General features: G+C 52.3%; 16 protein-coding genes. 3 read left to right on the top strand and 13 right to left on the bottom strand.

Features of this window, described 5'->3' with window-relative positions; all coding sequences use genetic code 11:
- Nucleotides 1–268: 268 nt before the first annotated feature.
- Nucleotides 269–1,804, bottom strand: coding sequence for a hypothetical protein (locus EKK48_15045; GenBank protein ID RTL41045.1), 1,536 nt, complete (start codon nt 1,802–1,804; stop codon nt 269–271).
- 455 nt (nt 1,805–2,259) lie between these two features.
- Here EKK48_15045 and EKK48_15040 point away from each other — a divergent pair, with 455 nt between their 5' ends.
- A complete protein-coding gene (locus EKK48_15040) occupies nt 2,260–4,599 on the top strand; it encodes a serine/threonine protein kinase (GenBank protein RTL41044.1) in 2,340 nt (779 codons plus the stop codon).
- 66 nt (nt 4,600–4,665) lie between these two features.
- Here EKK48_15040 and EKK48_15035 read toward each other — a convergent pair whose 3' ends face one another.
- The 9 genes from EKK48_15035 to pdhA form a co-directional block, all read right to left on the bottom strand.
- Nucleotides 4,666–5,436, bottom strand: coding sequence for a hypothetical protein (locus tag EKK48_15035; GenBank protein RTL41043.1), 771 nt, complete (start codon nt 5,434–5,436; stop codon nt 4,666–4,668).
- Nucleotides 5,437–5,459: 23 nt separating this feature from the next.
- Complete coding sequence (locus EKK48_15030; protein RTL41042.1) at nt 5,460–6,122, bottom strand: hypothetical protein; 663 nt, start codon at nt 6,120–6,122, stop codon at nt 5,460–5,462.
- A gap of 264 nt (nt 6,123–6,386) precedes the next feature.
- Nucleotides 6,387–11,003, bottom strand: coding sequence for a hypothetical protein (locus EKK48_15025; protein ID RTL41041.1), 4,617 nt, complete (start codon nt 11,001–11,003; stop codon nt 6,387–6,389).
- A gap of 23 nt (nt 11,004–11,026) precedes the next feature.
- Nucleotides 11,027–12,448: a hypothetical protein gene (locus EKK48_15020; protein RTL41040.1), complete on the bottom strand. Its 1,422-nt coding sequence runs from the start codon at nt 12,446–12,448 to the stop codon at nt 11,027–11,029.
- Between the two features lie 20 nt (nt 12,449–12,468).
- Nucleotides 12,469–13,875, bottom strand: coding sequence for a hypothetical protein (locus tag EKK48_15015; protein RTL41039.1), 1,407 nt, complete (start codon nt 13,873–13,875; stop codon nt 12,469–12,471).
- Nucleotides 13,876–14,025: 150 nt separating this feature from the next.
- Entirely contained in the window at nt 14,026–15,489 is a 1,464-nt protein-coding gene (gene lpdA, locus EKK48_15010; protein ID RTL41038.1) for a dihydrolipoyl dehydrogenase, read from the bottom strand.
- 6 nt (nt 15,490–15,495) lie between these two features.
- The gene (locus tag EKK48_15005; protein RTL41037.1) at nt 15,496–16,905 is read right to left on the bottom strand and encodes a 2-oxo acid dehydrogenase subunit E2; all 1,410 of its coding nucleotides are present in this window, start codon (nt 16,903–16,905) and stop codon (nt 15,496–15,498) included.
- 18 nt (nt 16,906–16,923) lie between these two features.
- On the bottom strand, nt 16,924–17,904 hold the full coding sequence (locus EKK48_15000) for an alpha-ketoacid dehydrogenase subunit beta (protein RTL41036.1): 981 nt from the start codon (nt 17,902–17,904) through the stop codon (nt 16,924–16,926).
- 72 nt (nt 17,905–17,976) lie between these two features.
- The gene (gene pdhA, locus EKK48_14995) at nt 17,977–19,122 is read right to left on the bottom strand and encodes a pyruvate dehydrogenase (acetyl-transferring) E1 component subunit alpha (protein ID RTL41035.1); all 1,146 of its coding nucleotides are present in this window, start codon (nt 19,120–19,122) and stop codon (nt 17,977–17,979) included.
- Nucleotides 19,123–19,645: 523 nt separating this feature from the next.
- Here pdhA and lipA point away from each other — a divergent pair.
- Both lipA and EKK48_14985 read left to right on the top strand, forming a co-directional pair.
- Complete coding sequence (gene lipA / locus EKK48_14990) at nt 19,646–20,503, top strand: lipoyl synthase (protein ID RTL41034.1); 858 nt, start codon at nt 19,646–19,648, stop codon at nt 20,501–20,503.
- 180 nt (nt 20,504–20,683) lie between these two features.
- Nucleotides 20,684–21,148, top strand: a complete 465-nt coding sequence (locus EKK48_14985; protein ID RTL41033.1) for a hypothetical protein — start codon at nt 20,684–20,686, stop codon at nt 21,146–21,148.
- Nucleotides 21,149–21,242: 94 nt separating this feature from the next.
- On the opposite strand, the gene EKK48_14980 is transcribed toward EKK48_14985, so the two are convergent.
- From EKK48_14980 to EKK48_14970, 3 genes are all read right to left on the bottom strand, one after another.
- Entirely contained in the window at nt 21,243–21,698 is a 456-nt protein-coding gene (locus tag EKK48_14980; protein RTL41032.1) for a hypothetical protein, read from the bottom strand.
- Between the two features lie 81 nt (nt 21,699–21,779).
- Entirely contained in the window at nt 21,780–22,253 is a 474-nt protein-coding gene (locus EKK48_14975; protein RTL41031.1) for a hypothetical protein, read from the bottom strand.
- A gap of 209 nt (nt 22,254–22,462) precedes the next feature.
- A complete protein-coding gene (locus EKK48_14970) occupies nt 22,463–23,881 on the bottom strand; it encodes a radical SAM protein (GenBank protein RTL41030.1) in 1,419 nt (472 codons plus the stop codon).
- Nucleotides 23,882–23,897 lie beyond the last annotated feature (16 nt).

The following is a 23,897-nucleotide window of genomic DNA, read 5'->3' as shown; positions in this document are numbered from 1 at the left end:
TAAACTACCGAACCGCCGTATGCGGACCCGCTTGTACGGTGGTGTGGCAGGGCGGAGCCCGCGAGGGCTCCCCCTATGCCGAATAGCGAAGGACTGTGCTGGCACGCGGGACGCGTGCGTTCCATGACCGTGCTGGACTGTGCTGGCACGCGGGACGCGTGCGTTCCATGACCGTACTGGACTGCGATGGCAGGCGGGACCCGTGCGTTCCATTACCGTGCGTTCCATGACCGTAGTAGCCACCGCCGGTAGTGCCAATCTTTTGATCTTACTCCTCTTTGTTGTGCTGTGCGTTCCCACCCCAGGCTGTCCAGTCGGTCGCATCTTTTTCGCCGGTTTTCAGGCACATGATGACACCGTCCGATGTTCCCCAGTAGATATTTCCGTCTGCCAGGGCCGGCTGGAAAGTAATTGGATTGTGCGTTGAATAGTCGAACTTAAGTTGACCGCTTTTTTGATCTACGGCGATGATATGACCGTTCGAACTGGTCAGATAGAGATTATCCTTGCCAACTGCAGGCGGTGAGAAAAGTTGCGACTGAGGAACGACTCCTTTGCCCGAGAAATTGGCAGTCCAGGCGCGTTCGCTCCTACGGCTCGATTGCAGTTGCGTGCCTCGATTGTAGAAGAAGGCATCACCCTTGGTTGCAACTCGCGAACCTTGATAGGCCCAGCCACCGATCACATTGTTGATCGGCAAACCCACTGCTTTGCCCAAACCGGCAGCAGGCGGTGGTGCCGCAAATCCTACTGAGGAATCGAGTGATTGCATTTTGGCTTTTGCCAGTCCATTCATCTCACTGCTTTTGTGCAGGTATGGCGCTGCCTGGGCAGCTGGTGCCATGTCTTTGATGCGGAGTCCTTCTTTACCGTAGACTTGCAGTCCTTCAAATGCATTTTGGTTGCGATCCTGCCGCTCAGTGAATACTACTCCTTGTTTGGTGGCAAGCGGTGCGCTCGTTCCAGAGTTGGCTTTATGCCAGACCTCTTTTCCAGTCTCGGCGTCAATGCAAAACGAAGTGCCGTCCTGGCAGGTGAGGAGCACCTGCCCATCACTGATAACGGGCGCTGAAATGGCGTCGGCTGTAATTGGATGAGTCCAGATATGTTTTCCTGTTTTCAGATCAGCACAGAGAAGGCGGTGACTATATTTGGGATCGATGGACTCGTTCTTTTGCGCTTTGTTCGCCTGCCAGTTACCCACGTGCGGGTGATGCTGAAAGTTGGCTTGCCCGGCTGGATAGGCGATATAGAGTTTGCCTTTGTAAATAGCCGGCTGGCTCATCAATGGGTCGCCGAGCCACTCTTGCCAGACCAGCTTGCCGGTTTTTGCGTTCAACACAAAGACAGTGCAACTTTCGGTGTTGAAGGCGCAGAGCCCGTCTTCAACAACGGCCGCTGTGGGACCGTCATCGCTGGTCGTGTATTTCCAGATCACAGCGCCTGTTTGTGCGTCTAAGGCGTAGAACTCATGCGAACCATAACCGCCGCCGACAAACAGCATGTTGTTCCAGTAGGCTGGAGTGGCAATTGGCGCGCCTCCCGGGATGTTTAGTGCCCACCCTTCTTTGTTGTCTGCAGTCTTGAAAATTGTCGCTTTAAGGGCGAACTTTGAAGGCGACACTGGAATTGGAATAGCACGATCCAGATTCAATTCGATAGTCTTGGGTGGCGTGGCGGTTGAGGTTGAGGTAGTTGCGGCTTTAGTTGTCACCGGAACCGGGCCTGCAGCACGTGCCATTGATGCGCTGGTGAGTGCTGTGCCTAGAAGCAATAGAGATCCCATCAGACGAGCATTTTTCATAGACCCTCCAAATGGCAAGCGATGCTTTCATCATTGAAACTGGAGAAGGCTGACATTTAATCCGTAAAAACCCTGAGTCACTTTCAGCGAATACGGATGAATCGCGTCAATCCGTGCGCCCTGACGGTAGAGATTGCCAGCCCTCTTGAAGGTGCAGGAGTGAACTCCGGCAGCGCTTTTTGAGACTTTGAAGAATATCAGTCACTCATCAGGCACAGGCATTTGTCCAGTTCCGGGAATCAATAAGTGAACCGTCCATGATGGGTCGGCTCAGCTCTCCAAATCGACATAATTGCCATCCAGACGCGAAATATGGGAGGGTGAAAGCGAACAATTATCCGAAGCGCTAAGCTAAAAGAGATGCGAGAGCGGGTAAATGATCTATCAATGAATGGAATGCCGTCGTAAGTGAATGATTGACTGCCAGTCTCACGACCGCACCGCTGGACTAAATCGTGGAGCAAAAAGACAAACTAGGCACCAAAAGAGCCTGCATAACCTGCGGGAAAGAGTTTGACTGGGAAACAACTGTTTGCCCGGACGACAACACGCCGCTCACGGCTATTGGCGAAGAAGACCAGATGGTGGGCACAGTGCTCGCCGACCGCTATGAGATTCTGGAAGTCATCGGTGGCGGTGGCATGGGTCTGGTTTATAAGGCTCGCCACAAGCTGATGAATCGCATTGTTGCCATAAAGATGTTGCATAAGCACATGATTTCGAGCAAGGACACGCTCAAGCGCTTTCAGCTGGAGGCGCAAGCTGCCAGTTGCTTGAGTCTGCCCAACATTCTTACTGTCTATGATTTCGGCTTGACCGGAGAGGGTCAGCCGTACATGGTTATGGACTATCTGGAAGGTACAAGCCTGGCTGATGTGCTCGAGAACGAGCACCATGTCGAACCCGATCGGGCGGTCAATATCTTTATTCAAGCCTGTGCCGGGCTGGCGCACGCGCATCAGAAAGGGGTTCTGCACCGCGACATTAAGCCCAGCAATATCATGCTGGTAAATTTTGGAGATCAGGCTGATTTCGTCAAGATTGTCGACTTTGGTATTGCCAAGCTACTCAACCAGGGCGTCGGTGAGCTCACGAAAACCGGCGAGGTGTATGGAAGTCCCTCCTATATGAGTCCGGAGCAGTGCAGGGGGAAGGAGACTGACGCACGGTCTGATATTTATTCGATGGGCTGCGTCATGTATCGCACTCTTTCCGGTCGACCGGTTTTCTCCGGCGAAGACATCATCGAGCTTTTGTTTAAACAGGTGTCTGAACCGCCTGCGCCATTCGATACCGAGTTGAATATTCCGCCGGACCTGGAAGCTGTCATTTTCAAGGCTCTGGCAAAAGACCCAGCCGATCGCTATCAGAACATGAACGAGTTCAAGGAAGCGCTCGAGAAGTACGTAGATAAGCGTTCAGGTAAAAATGCCCCGGCTCCCACACCGACTGTAGAAGGACCCATGCCGTTATGGAAACGCCATGGAGAAACTTCGCCGGCTGCTCAGCCGGCCGGAAGCGCCGCTTCCACTGCATCTTCGACGTCGTTACCTGTGCCAGGCGATGCCCCCAGGTCTAAGCCCGTTGCTAATGCTCCCGCTGCTCAGTCTGCACCACCGGCAGTGGCTTCGGCGGCTGCGGCAGAATCCGATCCTTCACGTGTGCGATCTGCTAAGCCTCGCCCCTCTGAGCCTCCTGTTTCCCTGTCTCAAGTAGCCGCTCGCGAGGAAAGTGCCGCTCCGTCACCTCCTCCGCGTTCCAGTTCGCGCTCTGCTTCTGCGCATTCAGTCCCTGCTTCTGATACCAAGCACGGTGCCTCTTCGCACTTGCGAAAGCGAATGGCTGACGGTAATAAAGTAATGTTGATCGCTATTGCTGCTGTGTCTGTAGTGGTGATTGGCGTGATCGGCTTTTTGATGTTCAAGAATTCTCAGGGCGGTTCAGCCGGCAGTCAGACTGGAACGGCGGGAGCCGGCTCTGCCGATCAAGTGACGGCCAACCTGCCTGATGCTAATGCTCAAGCCGCGTTCATGTCAGGGAAAGAGTCGTTCAAAAACAAGAAATATGATGATGCGAAAATTGAATTTGAAGAAGCTCTTGATGTAACTGAGAGAGGTTCTGGCTTGAACAGTCGTGAAATCGTTCCGATTTTGATGGAATTGTCGTTCGTCTACCGCAAATTAGACAAGCTAACTCTTGCCGAGAGCGCGTTGCGCAGAGCTATTCCAATCCAGGATCACGCCGCTGGTAAAAATGATCTGACGCTCGCTAACTTGAATTTTCAATTGGCTCAAGTTTTGCACGAAGGCGGGCATCCAAAGGAAGCCGATAAGTATGGACGTACTGCTCTGAACATCAAAAAGTCTGCACTGAGTGTAGACAATCCGCAAGTAGGCGAAATTCAGACTTTCCTCAGCGCCAATCTGCCTGGCTCGACTGCCGCGGCGATCAAAGGTGAGTCTGTGCCTAAGTCAGCTGGAACTCCTGTGCAAGAGAAGCCTCCGGCTACTGCCATCGCTGCGCCACCGAAGAATGAGCGACCCGCGGTTACCACGTCGGCGCCTACCAAGCCGGAAAATCCATCAGCTGAAACTGCTCCTGCAAAGGCAGAGAAACCAAATCCGGAGCCTGCACCAAATACGCCACCAGTGACTGCCTCTGCCACCACAGCTTCTCATGCTCATCATCCCCGCGTGCGACGCAGTCCATCCAGTCACAGCAGCAGCACCAAATCCAGTTCTTCAGCGCCACCCCCGATTCGTCATCGTCGCGCTTACAGTTCGTACGGATTCTAAAATTCGAGAAGTCTGGTTTCGGAGTCCATTGATAGGCGAATACCTGAGGTGTACACACTGAGGCGACTACCAGCCGCCGCCGTTGTTCGCATTCGAGCTGGCCTGGTCTGCTGATGCTTGTGCACGGTCTGCCGCATCTCTTGCCTGTGCAGCTGCATCTTGTGCCGCTGATGATCCACCTGCCGCGGCCGACGTTGCGCTTTCGGCTGCATAGTGAGCTGCTTGAGCAGCGTAATAAGCCTCCTCTGCCGCTTGCTTCCTGGCATATTTGTCAGAGCCGTAACTGGCCCTCTGGCAGGCATAATAGGCTTTCGAAGCCTGATTGTTGGCGGTCTGCAGATACTGTTGAGCGTTGTAGAGCTTTTGCTGATCGTTGCCCGAGCCTCCGCTGCCGCTGCTTGATCCCGAGCCAAGGAATTGCTGCATTACATACTGCAATGGACTAACCGGCCGTGGTGGCGGCGTGGGCTTCTGTTCGCCCGCAAACAAGGCACGCAGAGGAGAAAAAGGTGTCTGGGCTTGCGTGTTCTGAAGCGGTGCCTGGGTGGTTGGATAACCGACCAGCGGCTGACCTGGAAAGCTATAGCCTGATTGTGTTTGCGGTTGGGGCGCGTAAGAGTATTGTGGTTGCGATGGATAGGGAAACTGTCCCTGACTTTGTCCTTGCACCGTATTTGGTGGTACGACCGGCAGCGATGGTGTCGGATCTAGTCTATTGAGTTCGCTTTCCATTTGCTGCATGTTCATCGATTGTCCGACCGCAGGCAGAGGCAGCAAAACTGCCGACTGGGCCAGAAAAGCGAGCAGTAGCGACATCTTCAGCTGCTTTGCCGGCATGGCACAATGATCCTCGATTGATACTAAGCGCGCACCTGGCTCTGTCTCAATCTGCGCAAGTTATCTTCAAGGGTGAGTTCGGGCATTTCGCCTCCCAGAAGCTTGGTACCCACGGTCTGGGTAAAGATTCCCAGTCTTTTGAGCACCCAGGCGTCGGCTCTTTTCTTGCAGAGTTTCTCTCGGAGTTGCCGTATTCCCTGCATCAGTGTGCCATCATCGAACGTTCTGATCGACTCGGAAGCGCAACCCAATCGTCTGCCATGACTGCAGTGCAGTATGTCTACGATAGAGGCAAACTGAACCGGTCCGAGCACTGCAATAGATAATCCAAGAGATGGAGCGGCGTTCTCTTCATCTTCGACAAAACCTATTTCCTGAATAAAGTCGACTTGTAGCCAGGTTCTAGTGTTGAAGCGTACTTTCAGTACGACTGGTTCACAGATCAGCGAATTGACTGCGCCTGGTGTCATGTCACGCATAGATGCCGCTCGGGCATAGCGATAAGCGTCGGCGGGTCGAGCACAGAAAAAGCTGTAATTGCTCCGCCCTGGCTCGATCGCCCCGGAGCGATTGATTTCCCATCGGCGATAGCAATTGGTTCCGTGGTAAAGGTAAATCTCCTCCTGCTCGGCGTCGTAATCGAGCCCAGTACGCTCCTGCGCGAATTGCGGAAGCGGTGGAGGCACTTGATGATCGGGATATACGTCCAGGATACGGTCCTCGATATTTTGGCGTCCGGTCTGGACGGTCCAGACCCATGTCTGTTCTTGACAATAACCTCCTTTTCTACCCTATGCCCGTTAATTCTTGAAATCTAAACTCCGCGTCAGAGCGGCTCGCCTGATTTCGAGTCGCTTCCGAATTGGCGAGAACAAGAATGGCTTTGGGTATCGCCATTTTCAGGCGCTACCGGTGTGGGCCGCTAGCGTCACATAAAATTTTCGCGACGGCTATTCCATATATTTTTCGCGGGCTGCCTGGATCGCGCTAAATGCTTCCTGGATGGCATCTCGCACTCTTGTCAGACCATTTTCTGCTGCGTCACGCACTGCTTGAGTCTGCTCGATCCGCATGGCAGTGACTTCGTTCTGGATTGAGTTGGAGAGGCTCTCTAATTTTGCGCAGCCTTCATCGATGGCGTTGCTCAGCTCTGAATTAGCCTGCTGTCTCAGCTGCTGTACGCGTTGTATGGCTTCGTTGCGCTCGGCTGAGAGTGCAGGATCATTGTCGATGCTTGACTGTTCTGCCAGTCGTTTGCATGTTTGCTCGTTCTCGTTGATTTGAGTTTCGATTTTGCTGAGGAATTCAGTCACTTCAGTTGTAGCACGTTCGGCATGGGCGCTCGTTTCTTTGAAAATATCTTCCAGACCAGCTTGTTGCCCGCGACCGACCGAGTCGATGCTGGACATGCAGTCATCGACAAGCGTTTGCAGCTGCTGGCGAGCCGCTCCTAAGCTTGCTTCCAGCCCGAGAATCTGCCCGCTCACCTGTCTCTCGGATTCGTCACTGAAGCGCTTGCTCAGATCGACAGCCGTCAGACGCAGCACTTGCTGTCTCTCGCGCAGTTTCGGTATCAGCGCGTTGGTTAGAATCAGACGTGTGCTCTGGGATAAGTTCAGCTCAGCTGTTTTGACAGAGTGTTGAATGGTTTGTTCGAAATCGCTCTTGCTCGTCTTCAGTTTGTCTGAGGCTCTATCCCAGCTGCCGTCTATCTCTTCGACCATTGAACGCACGTTGCGTTCTAGCGAGCGAATAACGGAGCTGGCCTCGTCTGACATTCTTTCTTTGAAACGTTCAAAGCGGGCATTCAGTTTTTCGATGTAATTACTGTTTGTCTGATCGAGGTTCGCATTCATCTCTTTGACGAGATTGTTCAATTCCTCTGTGCGTGCGTTGACCAGGTCATTGAGATCGTTTTCAGCTGTGCGTGCCAGCGCTTCAGTTTCGATTCTAAATTGCTTGCAGGCTTCTCGCAGAGACTCGTAAAGTGTGTTCTTCGTCTCATCGACATTGGTTTGATTTGAGGTGAGCAGCTGCTTGATCGTGTAGCGTCCATTCGCAGCTACATCCGAGACCTTCAATCGGGATTCTTCGCAAACGTCGTCAAGCTGTTTGATCAATCGCTGCGATAAGTTGGTTGTGGATCGCTGGCTTTCTTTCTCGATCTGGGTGCAGTCGGCGACAAGGCTGTCGACTTGCGCGAGCAGTCTCTGTTTTATCTCTTCGGCGCGACTGTTCAAGCGTTTGGCGGCTTTTTGAACTTGCTGTTCCAGCTTGCTCATCAGGCTCGCCATTTCGTTCATGACAAGGCGAGGTTCCTGGAATCCCTTGGCCGCGAGTACGGCGCTCGGGCTCATCTCTTCCTCTTCTTCTACCTCTTCTTCGGGCGCAGGTTCAGGTGGTGCAACGGGCTCGACTACTGCGGCAGGCGCTTGTGCTGCTTCTGGCGTGACTGGTTCGGCTGCTGTGACCGCTTCGACGGGCTGTGCTGGTGCAGCCTGAGCAATAGGTTCAGGCTGTGCAATTGTATCGGCAGACAGGAGTGGTTCGCCTTCAGCGAATGGCGCGATAGGCGCGCTCTGCAGTTCTGGCGCTGCTTCTGGAGAGGGCTGCCATTCTGCTGCTGTTGTGTCTGCTGTCTCTTGCACTACAGGTGGTGCAGGGGGCTCGGCCGCCGGCAGTTGCATGTTGGCGAAAGGCGACATCGGACGAGGCTCTTCGCTATCCATCAGACCAGAGAGAGCTTCAGCGAGGTGTTTAATACCGCCGCTCGCTTCTGTGTCGCCGACGCCTGCCGCTGCTTCAGCTTTTGCAGGAACTGCTGCTGCTTCCGAAGGCTGTGTTGCAGATTCGCCACCGGCAAGTGGACCGGGCGAGGCGATGCCGGCTGCCGGCACCGAGGGCAGATTGTCGGCCGTGTCTCCCGCTCCGAAGTTTTCGGCTGACGAAGGCCAGTCTAAAATCAAAGGAGCATTCTTCTTGCTCACACCGAGAGGCGGTGGATTCTGTTCTACTTTTTGTTCTTTCTGCTCAGTCGGCGAAGGAGGCAGCGGTGTGCTTGCGTACTCTGAGCTTGTCGGCACTGCTTCTGACGCGGCTGCAATCGTTTCGGGGCTGAGTCCTGAAACAAGCGATTTTGCAGGTTCTTGCGTACTTGCTTCCGGCACGGCGGCAGCTTGTTCGGCTGCGCTGCCGGGCAACACTGGCACTACAGGTGGTGGCTCAATTTCGGAGATGGAGCCCTTCTGAAGCTGCTGGTTCAGTCTGTCAAATAGTGACGGTGCTCCATCTGCAGTGTCTTCGTCTTCATCATCTTCTTCGACTTGCGCAGCTGATGGTGTGACTGGAGTTGCTGTCTCGGCCGGCTGAGCTGACGGTACCCAGGATGCTGAAGTTTTGACCTCAGGTTCGGGGTTTTGAGGCGTCCAGGCCGGTGCTTGAGCTGCTCCTTCGAAACTCCATGCCGGAGCTCCGCTTGGCTCAGGCGCACCCGCTTCTGGTCCTGGCTCTGGCGCCCACCCGGGAGCGCCTGGTTCAGGTGCCCAGCCGCTGCTCTCGGGCTCGCGAGTCCACGCCTGCTCGTCTGCCGGTTTACTTGAAGCCTGGTCGATGCCCCAGTCTGTAGATGGCGTAGCCTGTGCCCACTCTTCGGTCGGCAAGGACCAATTCTGAGCTGGAAGATTGGTCGATGATTTGCTTGGTGCAGGAGGTGTGGCTGCTTCGGCTGCCGCTTGTTGTTCGATCTCTTCATCGAAGCTCATCGCTCTCGATGTTTTTTCGAATGCACCACTGGTAGCATCAAACATCGAATCGACGAATTCTGAAGGCGGCTGTTGGTTGAATGCATCAAAGCCGAAGTTGACTTCAGGCACTGCAGGAGCGGCTGCGGTATCGGGCGCGGTCGCTTTCGCTGCACTCTGGCTGGCTGTGCTGGATGCACCGCTTGTGGTGCTATCGGCGGATTCTTCCGGCGCTTGGAATAATTGATTCTGTGGATCTAATTTCGCCGTCAATTCTGTGGGTAACTGGAATTCACCAGTGGTAGTGGCGCCTGCATAGGGCGGTTGAAAAACATCATCAGAAGCCAGATTGGCAGGCGGAATGGGCGGGAATGACGAGAAAGCTTCTTGCGGAGGGGCGTTCAAATCGGCGTTAACCGGGCCCAGGTTAACCGGGCTTCCGAAATCAGGGGTCTTGAAGTGATCATTTCCGAATTGCTGTTCATTGAAAACTGTCGATGGTGGGAATTGATCTTCTTGATACTTTTGAGTCGGGCTGGTGAATGGAAGATCGGGTGGAGGCGAGAATTTCTGCGCTTCCATGGCGAAATCGGTGGGCGGTTCCATTGCCCATTTGTCAGATCCGGCTTGTCCGTCATCTAACTTAGCCGCCGTGTCGCTGGCGAATCCTTTGTCTAAATCGTCTTTGAATTGACTGGCAAAATCGGCATGGGTTTCAGGTCTGTTAACAGTTTCAGACTCGTCGGGCGGCGCAAACGGATTCAGTCCCGATAGTCCAAAACCGGCAGCGGCACTGCCGGCAGATTGATTCCACGGCGTTGGCTCAGAGCCCGGCGTGGACTGATCGTAGCCGAACCCTGCGTTAGGTGGAGGAGTTGCCTCTGCTCCTTGTTCGTAACCAAAAGCTGGTGCCGGTTGCGGTGGTTGAGAGAAATCGAATGCCTGTGGCTCGGCCGGCTGTTCGTATCCAAACGAAGGCGCCGTCGCTGCCGTATCAGGTGGTGACTGGATGTCTTGCGCCCAGCCGCTGCTCGGTGGAGCTCCCCAGTCTTGGACCGGTTGCTGTGGCGGTGGTGCAGCAGGTCTGATGCGCTGCTGTGGTGGCGCTACTGGTGCCTGTTGAGGCGATACTGCCGAGGTCTGTCCACTTTTTCCAATTGGCTCATTGTTTGGAATCGGCGTGAAGCAGCTTTTCACAATCGATTTGTTTTTGTCTTCCTGCCGACCCTCCGGCGTGAAGAGCATATGACAGATTGAACCGATATCGAGCACTTGTTTGGCGATGCCGCCAATGCTGAGTTTGACTCCGAGTGCTGCCAGCAATGCTACGGCCGGCTCCTGGGGACCGGAAGCATCGACAACCAGGCTGCGTCGAGAACCACCCTGAGCGTACATGGCGCCCAGCTCTTCGATTTCCCGCAGTTTTGCATCACCCAGCGCCTGTGCCGGTTTGACAGCAACATAGAGAAAATCTTTGCCGTCCAGAATAGCTTTGCGAGCCTTTTCCAACATCAAAACTTCCAGGTAGCGCAGTTCGAAGGCGCTGGCTGTTATGTTGACGACAAGGGACCGGTTGTTGTCTCTGCCAACAACAACGCACAAGTCTTTGACGCGATAAGTCTCTCCTTCTGTCTCCTTTTTGCCGAATGCCAGACCAGACGGTGCCGAGACGCGCTCCAGGCAAAATATCAACATACCTGGCTCGAAACCAGCACTCTCTTTCTTTGACCATTCTTCTGCCGACTGAGGCTTGGCCGGGTCATAACCTCGCAAATAGCTGACCAGGTCCTGGATTCTAACGTGATGTTGGCGAAGCATTGAGCTCATAAATCTACTTCAACTTACCTTTGTTATGGAGTGTCTGGATTGGCAGGCGGTGCTGTCGGATCTTTAGGTTTACGTCTTTTCGCTTTAGCTTCGCTGGCTCTGTCTGCTTGTCCAGTGCCAGTAGCCGATTTGGCGATTTCTTCCAGCGCAAGGTTCTTTTGCGCCGAAAGCAGGGTCAGAAAATTGGAAATGGCGGCGTCGATTTCGTTTTTGCTGCCGACGCTGTCGACACGCAGTTGGTTCTGGCAGACATGCTGCACTGCCGAGATGTCGCGCTCTGCCTCCTCTGTTATGGAATGCACACGCTTGACTGCATCGGTCATGAGAGCTGTCATGCGTTTTTCGAAACTGGAGCGGATATCTGCCAGTTCAGTGCGCACGTTTTGATAAATTGTGTTTTGCTCTTTCTCCAGGGCGTCTTTCAAAATGGCACTGGCGCTGACCCGGTCTGTGCATCGTGAGAAGAACGATTGCAAGCGTTCGTCGACCTGCTCACGCAGAACTGCGCACTTCTCTCCCAGGTGCGTTCTGGCATCGCCGGAGGCTGTGAGCAGACTAGCCGTCATTTCTCGAGTTTGTTCAGAAAGACGCTTGGTTGTTGAATCATGAACGCTGCTCAGATCTTGAGCGATATTGGCCAGGCTTTCGTCAAGTGTTTTGCGATGACCTTCCATCGTATTTTTGAAGAATTCTTGAATCTCCGCTTCCAGCTCAGATGAGTGCTGCCCGACCTGCGTGAGCAGTGCGTGCGATTGCTGATTCAGATCGAGTTCGGTCTCGGAAGTCGTGATTTCGAGAGCCTTGTAGTGGGTCTGAAAGTCGTCGGATAACCTCTGCATCAGTTGCGAGAAGTGCGTATCTATCGTGTTGGCCTTCTGCATGAAGGTCTTAAACAAGGAGCTGTTATATTGTTTCTCTTCTCCCCGTGATTCCCACAGGCTATGGTCGAGTTTTTGTTGCAGTGAATTCATGACAAAGGTGCCGTGAGCGCGCAAATGCTTGCCGATGGCGTGATCTTGTTTTTCCAGCTCGACGTTTGTATTCTCGATTGCACCTTCATATTGATCTGCTAACGTGGTGCGTATATGGTGCACCTGGTCATCATAAGATCGCTTCAAATCAGCGATTGAATGTTTGAGTTTATCGGAGAGATTGCTCAGATCGAGTTTGACTGAGCCGAGGTGATCCTCCGTCTCTTTGACTTCCACTTCCATGGTTTTTTGCAATCTTTCGATGCTCTTATCCATGAAGTTTTTCAGGTCGGCTTCCAGCTCCTTCGACTTGTTTTCGATCAAGCTGATTGAGCTGCTGTCACCATTTTTTCGAGAGCTGCTGTGCTCGTTCGCCGTTTGTTTCAGGTTTTCGGATACGGTGCGCTCGATTTCCTTGAGCCGCTCTTGCCCGCCGTCGAAGAGGTTTTTGAATTTTTTGCCTGCAAAGGTCATTTAATCAATTGCTCCTTTACCTAATCTCTTTCAAACTGCAACATGGCACTGCGGTAAGCCATTACGGCCAGAGCTGCTGCTCTTCCAGCTTCTTCGATCTGGGGCAGTTGCAAAGTCAATTCATTCAACTCGCTTGTAAAACTGCGCGAGATTCGCTCCAGCTCGTTTTTCATCATTCTCGAATGCTTGTCTAAAGACTCTGTGGCTGCCGATTTCACTGTTTCGATGCGTTCGCTGGAACCACTGCTGGTGCGAGCATATTCCGATTCCAATTGATCGACTGTGCGTTGGAATGTCTTGAGAACTTCTTTGCCTCGTGCGGTCAGTCGAGCGTGCATCAATTCTCTCAGTTCATGAGCGGCCAACCCGTCAGTGCCGCTCGGCAAACGCGTTTCTTCCGCCATGGCCGCGTCGAACTTGCTCAGAAGCCGTTCCAGACGGTCGTTATACTTCTTTTCCAGCCGCTTCAAGGAACTCAAAAAGAGCTTGTGACTGGCGGTGATCTTGGCGTTGGCGTCAGTCGCGATATGGTTGATTTCGTCTTTTACTTCGTTCACCTTCCGCTCGAGCTTTGTGGCGTGGCTTTGCTGTGAGCTTGTAGCTTCGAAAGTGATGGTGTTGCGGAAATTGTCACTTATTTCAGCTGAGTCTTTTTTCCACTCTTCCAGTCTTCCCATCAGCCTGGCTTTACCGGCCGCGCCGGCTTTTTCTACGGCTTGAGCGCCTCGGGCTGCTTCTTCTTCCAGCTCTTTGACTGTGGTGTTGACGACCTCGGTGAGATGGGCGACCACGCTCGTGATCTTTTCTTCCATTTCAGTGTTGTATTTTTCGAGTGTCTCTTCGATGCCTTTTTTCGTCTCGGAGATGACGATGGCAACGGCTGCATCCAGCGCTTGAGCCTTGGTCGTCAGAACTTGCTCGAGACCTGTTTCTGATTCTTCGATTTGAGCACGACTGTCGGCCGAAAATTTGTTCAACGTCTCCAGCCCTCGACCGGCGAAGTGGACGAAGCGTGCTTCCGGATTCTCGATTAGGGTTCGAAGCTCAGCCAGTTGCTCTTCGACAAGCTTCGTGATCGTCTCGCTGGCTTGTTGACCGCGGCTGAAAACTTGTTGGCGCACTTCTCTGGCCGCTGACATCATTGTGTCGATTTCGGTGCGCTCAAACTCTGTAAGCCGGTCGAGAAGCTCTTCGCGATGGCTCGTCAAATCTTCTATGTTGGCATCGATAAAGTTTTTGGACTGCTCGACAACCTTGAGAAGCTGCTGGCTCAAGGATTTTTCAAGAGCTTCGTTAGACAACACGAGTTGATCGATGCAAGTTCGTACAGTCTTGTCAAGTTCGGCGCTGGCTTTATCCAGAGCCTCAGCCATCAAATTTGCCGCCGAGCCAAAGTTTTCTTGGGCCGGGGCATTTGGGTCTGCCATTGCTACTCCTGTTCGCCTTTCCTGTGCAAAACTACAGTTCTTTTAGAACGCCGAGAAGTTTATGCCCCCTTCTAAGGATGGCTAAGCATTTCCATGCCAAACCATAGCACTCATTGTGCATGAGCGTTACAGGGTTAATCTTAACAGTGATCAGCCATGTGTTGGCTGCTTTTCCGTTTCTCTGTTTCGGTTTCGTTCGATGCGAGACATCGCCGTCATCGAAGCTTCCATTACTGTTTCTGATAATGTTGGATGCGGGTGGATGGCCACTATCAGGTCTTCCAGAACGGCGCCCATCTCGATTGCCACCACGGCTTCTGCAATCAGCTCGCCGGCTCGCGGCCCGACCATGCCAACGCCCAGAACTTGTGTTGTTTCAGGGTCGTAAATGACTTTAGTGTGTCCGATTGGCTCAGCCAGTGTCATCGCTCTTCCTGAAGCAGACCATGGGAATTTGGCGGCTCCCACTTCGCGACCGGCAGCTTTTGCTTCAGTCTCGGTGATTCCGCACCAGGCGATTTCAGGCTCCGTGAAAACGACTGCTGGAATGGCTCGGTTGTCAAAAGAAGACTTCCGGCCGGCCAGAACTTCGGCGACGACCTGACCCTGTCTCATTGCCCTGTGGGCAAGCATCGGCTGCCCTGATACGTCACCAATGGCGAGAATTCGTTTATCAGCCGTTCGACAGGTGGCGTCGATCTGGATGAATCCGTGTTTGTCGATTTCGACAGCTGTATTCTCGAGACCTATATTGTCGGTGTTTGGCACCCTTCCGACGGCAATCAAGACGCGATCGAATGTCATCGATTCAGGCAAATCTTTGCCTTCCAGTCCGACTTTAACACCGCTGCCGGTGTCTTCCAGGCTGGTTACTTTTGAGCTGAGATGGATAGCTTTGAATGAAGCAGCCAGCTGTGTAGCCAGTGGTTTGACCAGGTCTCGATCGACACCCGGCAAAAGTCCGTCAGTCATTTCGACAACTGTCACTTCACTGCCCAGAGCTGCGTAGACAGTGCCCATCTCAAGACCGATGTAGCCACCACCAATGACCAATAATGTTTTGGGCACTTCTTCCAGCTTGAGAGCGCCGGTCGAATCCATAATGCGTGGACTGTTCATGTCTTCAGGCTTTTTGAACAGTCTGGGCAACGCCGTCGGGCGTGAACCAGTGGCGACGATAGCGTGTTTGAATTTGATGCGAGTGGCGCTTTCTCCGTCTTTTTCGACGCGCAGACTGCGATTATCGTCAAAACGGGCATTGCCGTGAATGATCTCGACCTGTCCGCTCTTGCACATGCCGACTATGCCCTGCGCAAGTTTGTCTGTGACGCTCAGTTTCCAGTTGCGCAACTCTTCGACGTTCAGTTTCGGCTTCTCGAAGTGCAAGCCGAATTTAGCTGCACTCTGAGTGGTGTTGATGATTTCTGCTGCGTGCAGAAGTGCCTTGGATGGGATGCACCCCATGTGGAGACAGACTCCGCCTGGCTTGGGCATGGCATCAACGAGGATAGTCTTGATGCCCAGCTCGGCTGCACGCAAGGCTGCCGTGTACCCTCCAGGACCCGCGCCGACCACGACCAGGTCGATTTCCTGCACCATTTCGCCTACGACCATATTTCTCTAGGCCTCCAAAAGAAAGGTGAACGGCTCTTGTAACCGCTTAACTACATGCTGCACGAAGAAGGCAGCTTCGGCACCATCGGCGATGCGATGATCGAATGAAAGTGCCAGTGGCATAATCAGCCCGACTTCTATGTTTCCATTGCGAACAACAGGTTTTTGTGCGGCTCTCGCCATTCCCAGAATGGCTGCCTCAGGATGATTGATCATCGGCACCATATTTGTTCCGCCGATTGCACCAATGTTCGTCAAAGTGAATGTACCGCCTTGCAAACGCTCTAATTCCACTTTGCCGGCTTTGGTCTTTTCGGACAGTTCTGCCAGTTCTTTGGACAATTCAATGATGCTCTTTTGATCGACGTTGCGAATCACAGGCACAATCAAACCGCGCTCAGTAGCCACTGCTACGCCGATGTTGTAGTAGTGTTTGAAGATCAGTTCGCCTGTTTTTTCGTCGAGACTGGCGTTGAATTGTGGATATTTTTTCAGCCCGCTGGCAATCGCTTTCAAGGCGAATACCGTCAGGGTCAAGCGTCCGCCGTGCTGCTTCACTTCGTTTTCATACTTGGCGCGCAGAGCGTCGAGCGCTGTCACATCTGCTTCGTCCATGGTGGTGACATGCGGGATGTGTGTCCAGGATTGCATCATGTTCTCTGCAATCTTTCTTCTGATTCCTTTCAGGGGGACGCGCTCGACTGGTCCGAATTTCGTGAAATCGGGCATGTCTACAGGCGTTGCGCCCATGCCGCCAGATGCTAAAGGCGCTGACTTGCCACCGCTTTCGCCGTATTTTGTCGCCAGCGATTGCACCGCAGCCGGTGCTGAAGCAATTTTGCTTTCGATTGGATGAGTCTGGCTTGATGCACCTGATATGGTGCCTTCCAGCGAACCTGCCGCAAAAGCTCTGACGTCTTCTTTGGTCACACGACCCGATGGACCGCTGCCTTTGATCATGCGCAAATCGAGATTGAGTTCTCTTGCCAGTCTTCTTGTGGCGGGTGCAGCCGGTACCGGACCGAATGCATGCGATGGCAGTGTCGCTTTGCCGTTGCCTGAAGATGGGGCTGTCGATACTGCCGTCGCCAGTTGTGGCGCAGCAGGAGTTTGTGTGTGGCCGCTTGCCTTTTCAGCTGACGATGCTGCTTCTTTCTTGGGCGCGGCGGTTGAGCTGCCTGCACCACCGAAGGTGACCATGACCATGCCGACTTTTACAACTTCTCCGACTTTGACGTGGATCTTTTCAATCACGCCATTTACCGGGCAGGGAATTTCGACCACGGCTTTGTCGGTCTCAACTTCCAAAATCGGCTGGTCTTCTTTGACCTGGTCGCCTTCCGCAACCTTTACCGCCAGTACTTCCGCTTCATGAATGCCTTCTCCAAGATCAGGCAGTATGAATTCGTTCGCCATTGTCTAATTCCCCTTTGTTTAGAACGAGAGTGTTGCGCGGCATCCATCTAGAACGCGCTCTGCATCAGGCAAGTAGGCACGTTCTTTGGAAAAATATGGAACCTGGCAGTCGAATCCGGTGACTCGCTTTACCGGTGCTTCCAGATAGAGGAAGGCGTTTTCGTTGATGCGGGCGATGATTTCAGCCCCGATACCGCAAGTGCGAGGACCTTCGTGCACAACGACACAGCGACCGGTTTTACGCACCGAGTCGACAATGGTGGCAGCATCGAAAGGAGAGATGGTGAGCAGGTCGATTACTTCTGCGTGCACTCCGTCTTCTTCTTCCAGCAACTCAGCCGCTTCCAGCGTCGGTCTTAAACTGGCGCCGTAGGAAACTAAGGTGATGTCTTTGCCTTTGCGCGCGATTTGAGCTTGACCGATTGGCAACGTTTCCATAGCATCGGGAACTTCTTCCTTAAAGAGTCGGTAAACGGCCTTTGGCTCGTAATAGATGACCGGATCCGGGTCCTGGATAGCGCTGTGCAACAAGGCCCGGGCATTGCGAGGACCTGAAGGAATCACTACTTTCAAACCAGGTGTGTGTGCATAGATGGCTTCTCGGCTTTCCGAGTGGTGCTCGATTGCTCTGATGCCGGCACCGTAAGGCGCTCTCATTACCATCGGAACAGTCAATCTGCCGCGGGTGCGATTTCTGAATCTGGCTGCATGCGATTCGAGCTGGTGATAGTTGTAGTAGTCGAAACCGGCGAATTGAATTTCGCAAACTGGTTTCAGACCATACAGGGCCATACCGATTGCTGTGCCGATGATTCCTGACTCCGCAAGCGGTGTATCGATGACTCTGGTGTCACCGAACTTGGCGTGCAAACCTTCAGTGATTCTGAAGACGCCTTCGTCTTGACCGACGTCTTCGCCCATGACGATTACTTTTTTGTCTTTGGTCATGGCTTCGTGCAGCGCCAGGTTGATCGCTTTCGCCATGTTCATTTGTGCCATTTTTTTGCGCTCCTTGCTCGACTAGCTCGCGCCCGGCGTTACTGCTCAGGCTGGTCTCGGATAACTTCGGAATTAGATTTTGGCTGGACTGGGTGCCTTCTTCTCGCCCGATTCCTTCTTGTGCTTTGTGTGTTTGGCAATGTGGTCGGCCAACTCTTGTCTCTGTTCGACCAGGAATGGAGGCAGTTCGGCAAATGAGAAGTCGAACATGTTGAGTGGATTGCTCAGTTCGTCCGATTTAGCTAACTCTTCTGCTTTGGCCACAGCTTCTTTGATTTCCGCATCTATCTCGGCTTCGATCTGCTGTCGCTGCTCTTCGTTCATGATGCCTTTGGCGTTCAGGTATTTAGCGAAGCGTAAAAGTGGCTCACGCAGGTGCCATTTCTTAGACTCGTCTTCGGAGCGGTATCGCTTTGGATCGTCTGCAGTGGTGTGAGGAGTGAATCGATAGGTCAGGCACTCGATCAGGGTTGGACCTTCGCCCTTGCGCGCCCGTTCGATCGCTTCTTGAGTAGCGGTGTAGACGGCCAGTACATCATTGCCGTCGACCCTTATGCCTTGCATTCCATAACCAATCGCTCTTTGAGCGACAGTTTCGTTCTTCATCTGTTTGGCAATCGGCACAGAGATTGCGTACTGATTGTTCAAGCAGATAAATACAACTGGTGCATTGAATACTGCGGCGAAGTTCAGAGCTTCGTGGCAGTCGCCTTCCGACGACGAGCCGTCGCCGAAGAAGGTGAGAACTACTTTCTTCTCTTGTTGAATGTTCATCGCCATGCCGATGCCAGCCGCATGAAGCAATTGGCTTGCGACCGGAACGCACATAGGCAAGTCGTTCAGACCGTCTGGAACTTTCGCGCCTTCCTCAAAGCCATTCCAATAAAGAAGGATGGTTTCGAGAGGCCAGCCACGGTAGAGCATGCCTGCCAGTTCGCGGTAAGCCGGCACCAGCCAGTCTTCTTTCTTGAGGCAGAAGACGGAGCCCATGCTGATTGCTTCATGACCTGAAGCTTGTGGAAACGTTCCGATTCTTCCCTGTCTTTGCATATTCAACATGCGTTCGTCAGCCCGTCTGGCTTTCAGCATGTATCGATACAGAGTCTTCAGCTCATCATCTGTGAGTTTAGGGTCTAACTTTTTGTCTAACTCGGCGTTTTCGTCGAGCACAGACAAGTACTCTAGCTTGAAGGGCAAATCGATCGGTTTTCTTGGCATAGCTTAGTCACCGCTGACGAGGACCTTTCGGTCTGAGTGCTGGCGCATCTTCACGTTTCAATCGGCTTTGCAAATACTTGCAGATTCGAGAGCTTGACGTCTTCGAAGATCAGCAAAAGTATGTCACATCAGTGCCACCAATTCCAACAGAAAATGCTTCAAAAATGGCTAAAACACTGTTGCTGAGCGGAAAGTTGAACGAATAATAAAAGCGTTAGTGTGCGCATTAATCTGCTTTCACCCGGCGCCGGCACTCGGCCCAATTGTTATTTCCAGCATAGGCACTGGGTTTCGTCGCGTCCAGTATCCAGTCTGATACGGTGCAAACGATTTGGAAAAAGCAAAAAGAAGCCGCGGCAACAGCTTCTTTTCTTATCTCATGAATAATCCAACGCCAGCTGGACTGTTTGTGCGGAAAGGGTACCGAAGGGAAGTACCACAGGGAATAGATTAAAGGATAGCGGTGACAATTTAGTGACAGCCTCATAAACTGATAGAATCTGCACTTTGTTTTTGTGAGCCTATGACCGCTTCATCGACGAAACCTGACTGGCTGAAAGTGCGCCTACCAACGGGCGAACCATATCGGCGCATCAAAAGTCTGATTGATGACAATGATTTGCACACGGTCTGCGAGTCTGCCGCCTGTCCTAACCGGGGCGAGTGCTGGTCTCGCGGCACAGCCACCTTTATGATTCTGGGCAATATCTGCACGCGCAGCTGTGGTTTCTGCAACGTCATAACCGGGCGTCCAACCGAGCTAGACCTGGACGAGCCGCGCCGGGTCGCTGAAGCGGTTGCGAAAATGCAGCTTAAGTACGCCGTCATCACGTCGGTCAATCGCGACGAGCTTAAGGATGGGGGTGCTTCAGTTTGGGCTGAAACGATTCTGGAAACACGACGCTTATCGCCGCAGACAAAGATTGAAGTTCTCATTCCAGATTTCTGCGGTAACTGGGATGCACTGAATACGGTGCTGGAAGCGCGGCCTGATGTATTGAATCACAACATTGAAACGGTTCCGCGCTTGTATCTGCAGGTGCGCCCGCAGGGACGTTTCGACCGTAGTCTCGAGTTGATTGCCCGTGCTCATGAAGCCGGTTTCGTGACAAAGTCAGGCTTGATGATGGGACTTGGCGAAACTGACGACGAGGTCATAGAAGTTCTGAAAGAGTGGCGAAAGGTGAACTGCGATTTGATCACTCTCGGTCAATACATGCAGCCGACTCCAAAACATCTTCCTGTCGATCGCTGGGTTGAGCCTGAAGTTTTTGAGCGTATGAATCGCATCGGCATGGATATGGGATTCAAAAACGTATTTGCTGGTCCACTTGTGCGCAGTAGTTATCACGCTGATGAACAAGCGATGCTGAATCGCTGACCATTCCTTCAGAAACATTGGTACTGGCCCTGCGCACTCGGTACTCCGCGTCACGCACTATTTACTGACTTCACGAACAATTCACGGAATCAATTCGTGAATGTCATCGTCTTACCTCTTTAGAACGTCCCTTTTGCGGACGGCTGTTAGCACTCCGATGTTTATCAAAGGAAGGGAATCATGAATTGGAAAGTTGGATTACCTGTTGCAGCTCTGATCGTCACGCTCATGCCGTCTGGAGCTTTTTGCCGCAATCATCATGTGCTTGATGGACTTAACCCTTCCTCAGGGCTGACTAATGGTAACTCGTTGCTCGGTGGTGGCACGTCTCTGCTTGGAAATCATGGTGGATCGCTTACCAACGGCTTGTCGTCAGTATCCTCGCCGGTTTCAAACACTCTCACAAATGGTCTGACCAACCATAGCGTCTTCAATAGCGGCAGCTTGTTTCACAATAATAATGGACTGCTCAACAACAACGGTATTTTGAATCGACGCAAGCACAAGCGTAATCTGTTGAGTCGCATACTGAATGCCCTGTTGCCTGGTCGTTTTAACAACGGTCGGTTCAATAACAGCGGTAGCATTTTTGGAAATACAAGCCCTGGAAATGGCTTTCGTTCAATGTTGAATAGAAATTTCTAGACACCAGAAATCAATCAAATTCCAACCACTTTTTACGGTGGTTGGAATTTGGTGATGTGAATGAAACGTGTTGGAGCGGGAGCGGTCACGTTTCTCAGTCGTAAATTGTGTAGTTCGGCAAGGCGACATCTGGAGTTTTTGGCAGAGTCGATGCGACGTCGAGCTTGATTTTGATTTCTACATCTTTGACGCTCAGATCCTGAAAATTTACGGGTCTTCCGTCTTTTGGTCCACCGCCATTCTCTGAGAACTTTTTCGCCTGATTCGCACCATTTTTTGCTTCTGCTTCAACTTGATTCGCTTGATCTTTTAGAAGTGCTTGTTTTTTCTCGCTCAAAGCGTTTGCGTCCAGCAGTTCAAGCTTGGGACAACATTGCTGAGCGTGACCGGCGTTATCCATTTGTTTCAAATTGGCGATGTAGCCTTTTGGGTCTGATTCTCTCAGTCCTTGCATCTGGGCATTGATTGGATTCTCAGAAAGTTTCTGGTCTGGTCCGTTCATCTTCTCTGTCTTTGCGATAGCATCGAAGTTGTGAAAATCTGCAGTCATCGTAGGAACTCCTTGGATTGTAGAAATGAGATTTCTGCCACCCGTCAGAGCGAGTGGCAATTTATCCCTCGTCGAAAATTCTTAGTAGCTGTTCGGACGAGCTCGCCAATAATCGGATTCTGTAGATTGTTGCCATGATCCTGTAGGTTGATACACTGATCCTGTGTGTTGATAGTCTGATCCGGTAGCTCCGCCTGAGGCGTAGCTGAATGAATCGCCCCTATAACTGCTTGATGTATGAAGCGGTGGCAAGTCTTCGCGTGTTACAGGTATTCGTGGTGCCGCTTCGATGCGCATCTGGCGCGGTGAGCCTTGTCCAGCGCGTCCGGTTCTTTCCGCACGTTCCGCATCGCGCTCTGCGTTGTACAGTTCGAGGTGTGGAAAGTCTTTGTAGTTTGACGTGATCTTTTCCATCATTCGAATGTTGTCGAGGTAATTACGTGGGTCGGCGCGCCGCATCTCTTCCAGTTGACACTGTATGTTTGGACGACCAAGCTGCTGTCCGTTCAGGGTTTCTGTTATTGCGTGCTCAACTCTATCTCTGTTAGCAGTCATAATGGTCTCCGTCTGTTAGTAAAGTAGTCGTCGGTTGACTTCCGACCCTTGAAGCATACGAAATCCAGGTGACTCGCCGGTGGCACATTTGTGGCGGCTCTGTGGCACAGTCGAGATGTGAGAATTTGCCTGGTAGAACCGGGCAAGTCGAGATGCAGGTGACGGCTGGCAGAAACCAGGCAAGTCCGGCTGATTGGGTCTTGCTCTGGCTAGGCCACCTTGCTCAATTCAGCCGATGGTTTGTCGGACTTTTCAGAATCGGAATTGAATTTGCCGAACGCAGCCAGTACTTCTTCTAGAAGTGGCAGCATTCTAGTTACTCTCTGTGTTTTTATGATTGCGTCCCAGAGTGGCTCGAATTTTTTCCATCCACCTGCGTAGGCGAGGTGTCGCAGTTGGGCATGCAAATTATCTTTCTGCATTGCCCCTTTGAGGATGTGCGGCCAACGGTAGAAATCTTTGTAGGCCCGCCAATAACCATCCTCAAGCGTTTGCGCAGACATCGTTGGATGTTTGTGCACGACGTGGCGCGTATCATACAGATCCCAATTGCGATGCAGCATGCGCCCTTCGGTGCTCATTCGATTGTGTAATTCTGTAGACGGGTAGGGCGTCAATATATGGAAAGTGGCTGTTTCTATGCCCTGATTCACAGCCCAATCCACAGTTCTATCGAAGACTGTTTCGTCATCGTGGTCCATGCCAAAAACAAAACTTCCATTCACCATTACACCTAAATCGTGAACACGTTTGATTGCGGAGTTGTAGTCGCGATTGAGGTTCTGATATTTGTCATGGTCTTGTAGATTGGACGGATTAAGAGTCTCGAAACCGACGAAGAGACTGCGCAATCCAGCTTCGGCTGCCTTTTCCAGAAGTCCTGGTCGCAATATTGATTGGATTGTGCCGGCCGCTTGAAACACTCGTCCCATCCCTTTCATTCCATCAAATAAGGCATTGGCAAAGCGCTCATTGCCGAACAGATGATCGTCTAGAAAATAGACATGGCGCCCCGGAAGTCTTTCAATCTCTGCCAATGCGTCATCGACTTCTTGAGTGTAGAACGACTTGCCTCCTTTAAAGAAAGCCTCTTTGTAGCAAAAATCGCAGGTGTGCGGGCATCCGCGTGAAACGACGATTGAGTTGGGACAGAGATAGAGGTGACGCTTGATCAAGTCTCGTCGTATGGGTGGCGCACCGACTAAGGAACGTTTTTTGGCTACGTATGTTCGTTCTGTTTTTCCCGAGATGAAATCATTGATGAAGCGCCCCCATGCGTCACCAGCGGGGCCGAGAATTATGGTGTCTGCGTGCTGCAACGCTTCGTCGGGCAGTGAAGTTACATGTAATCCGCCCATCACGACAAACGCTCCATTCTTGCGATAGTGATCGGCAATTTTGTAGGCGCGGAAAGCGGATGTTATGTAAGTTTGAATGACAACGAGATCTGGTTCGTCATCAAGCCGCAATTCTTCCACGTGCTCATCTACTACTTGAATGTCCCAACCCTGTGGGAGGCGCGCTGCCAGGGTCGCCAGTCCCAATGGAGGAAAGAGCGAGTATTTAATCGGTCGATAAAATGGACTCTTTGCCTCGGTCAGCGCAGGCAAAATCATTTTGACTTTCACTATTGAATCTCCGCAT

Source organism: Candidatus Melainabacteria bacterium (assembly GCA_003963305.1).
Taxonomy (GTDB): domain Bacteria; phylum Cyanobacteriota; class Vampirovibrionia; order Obscuribacterales; family Obscuribacteraceae; genus PALSA-1081.
The sequence above is the reverse complement of the archived record's forward strand: the minus strand, read 5'-3'. Positions and strand labels throughout refer to the sequence as shown.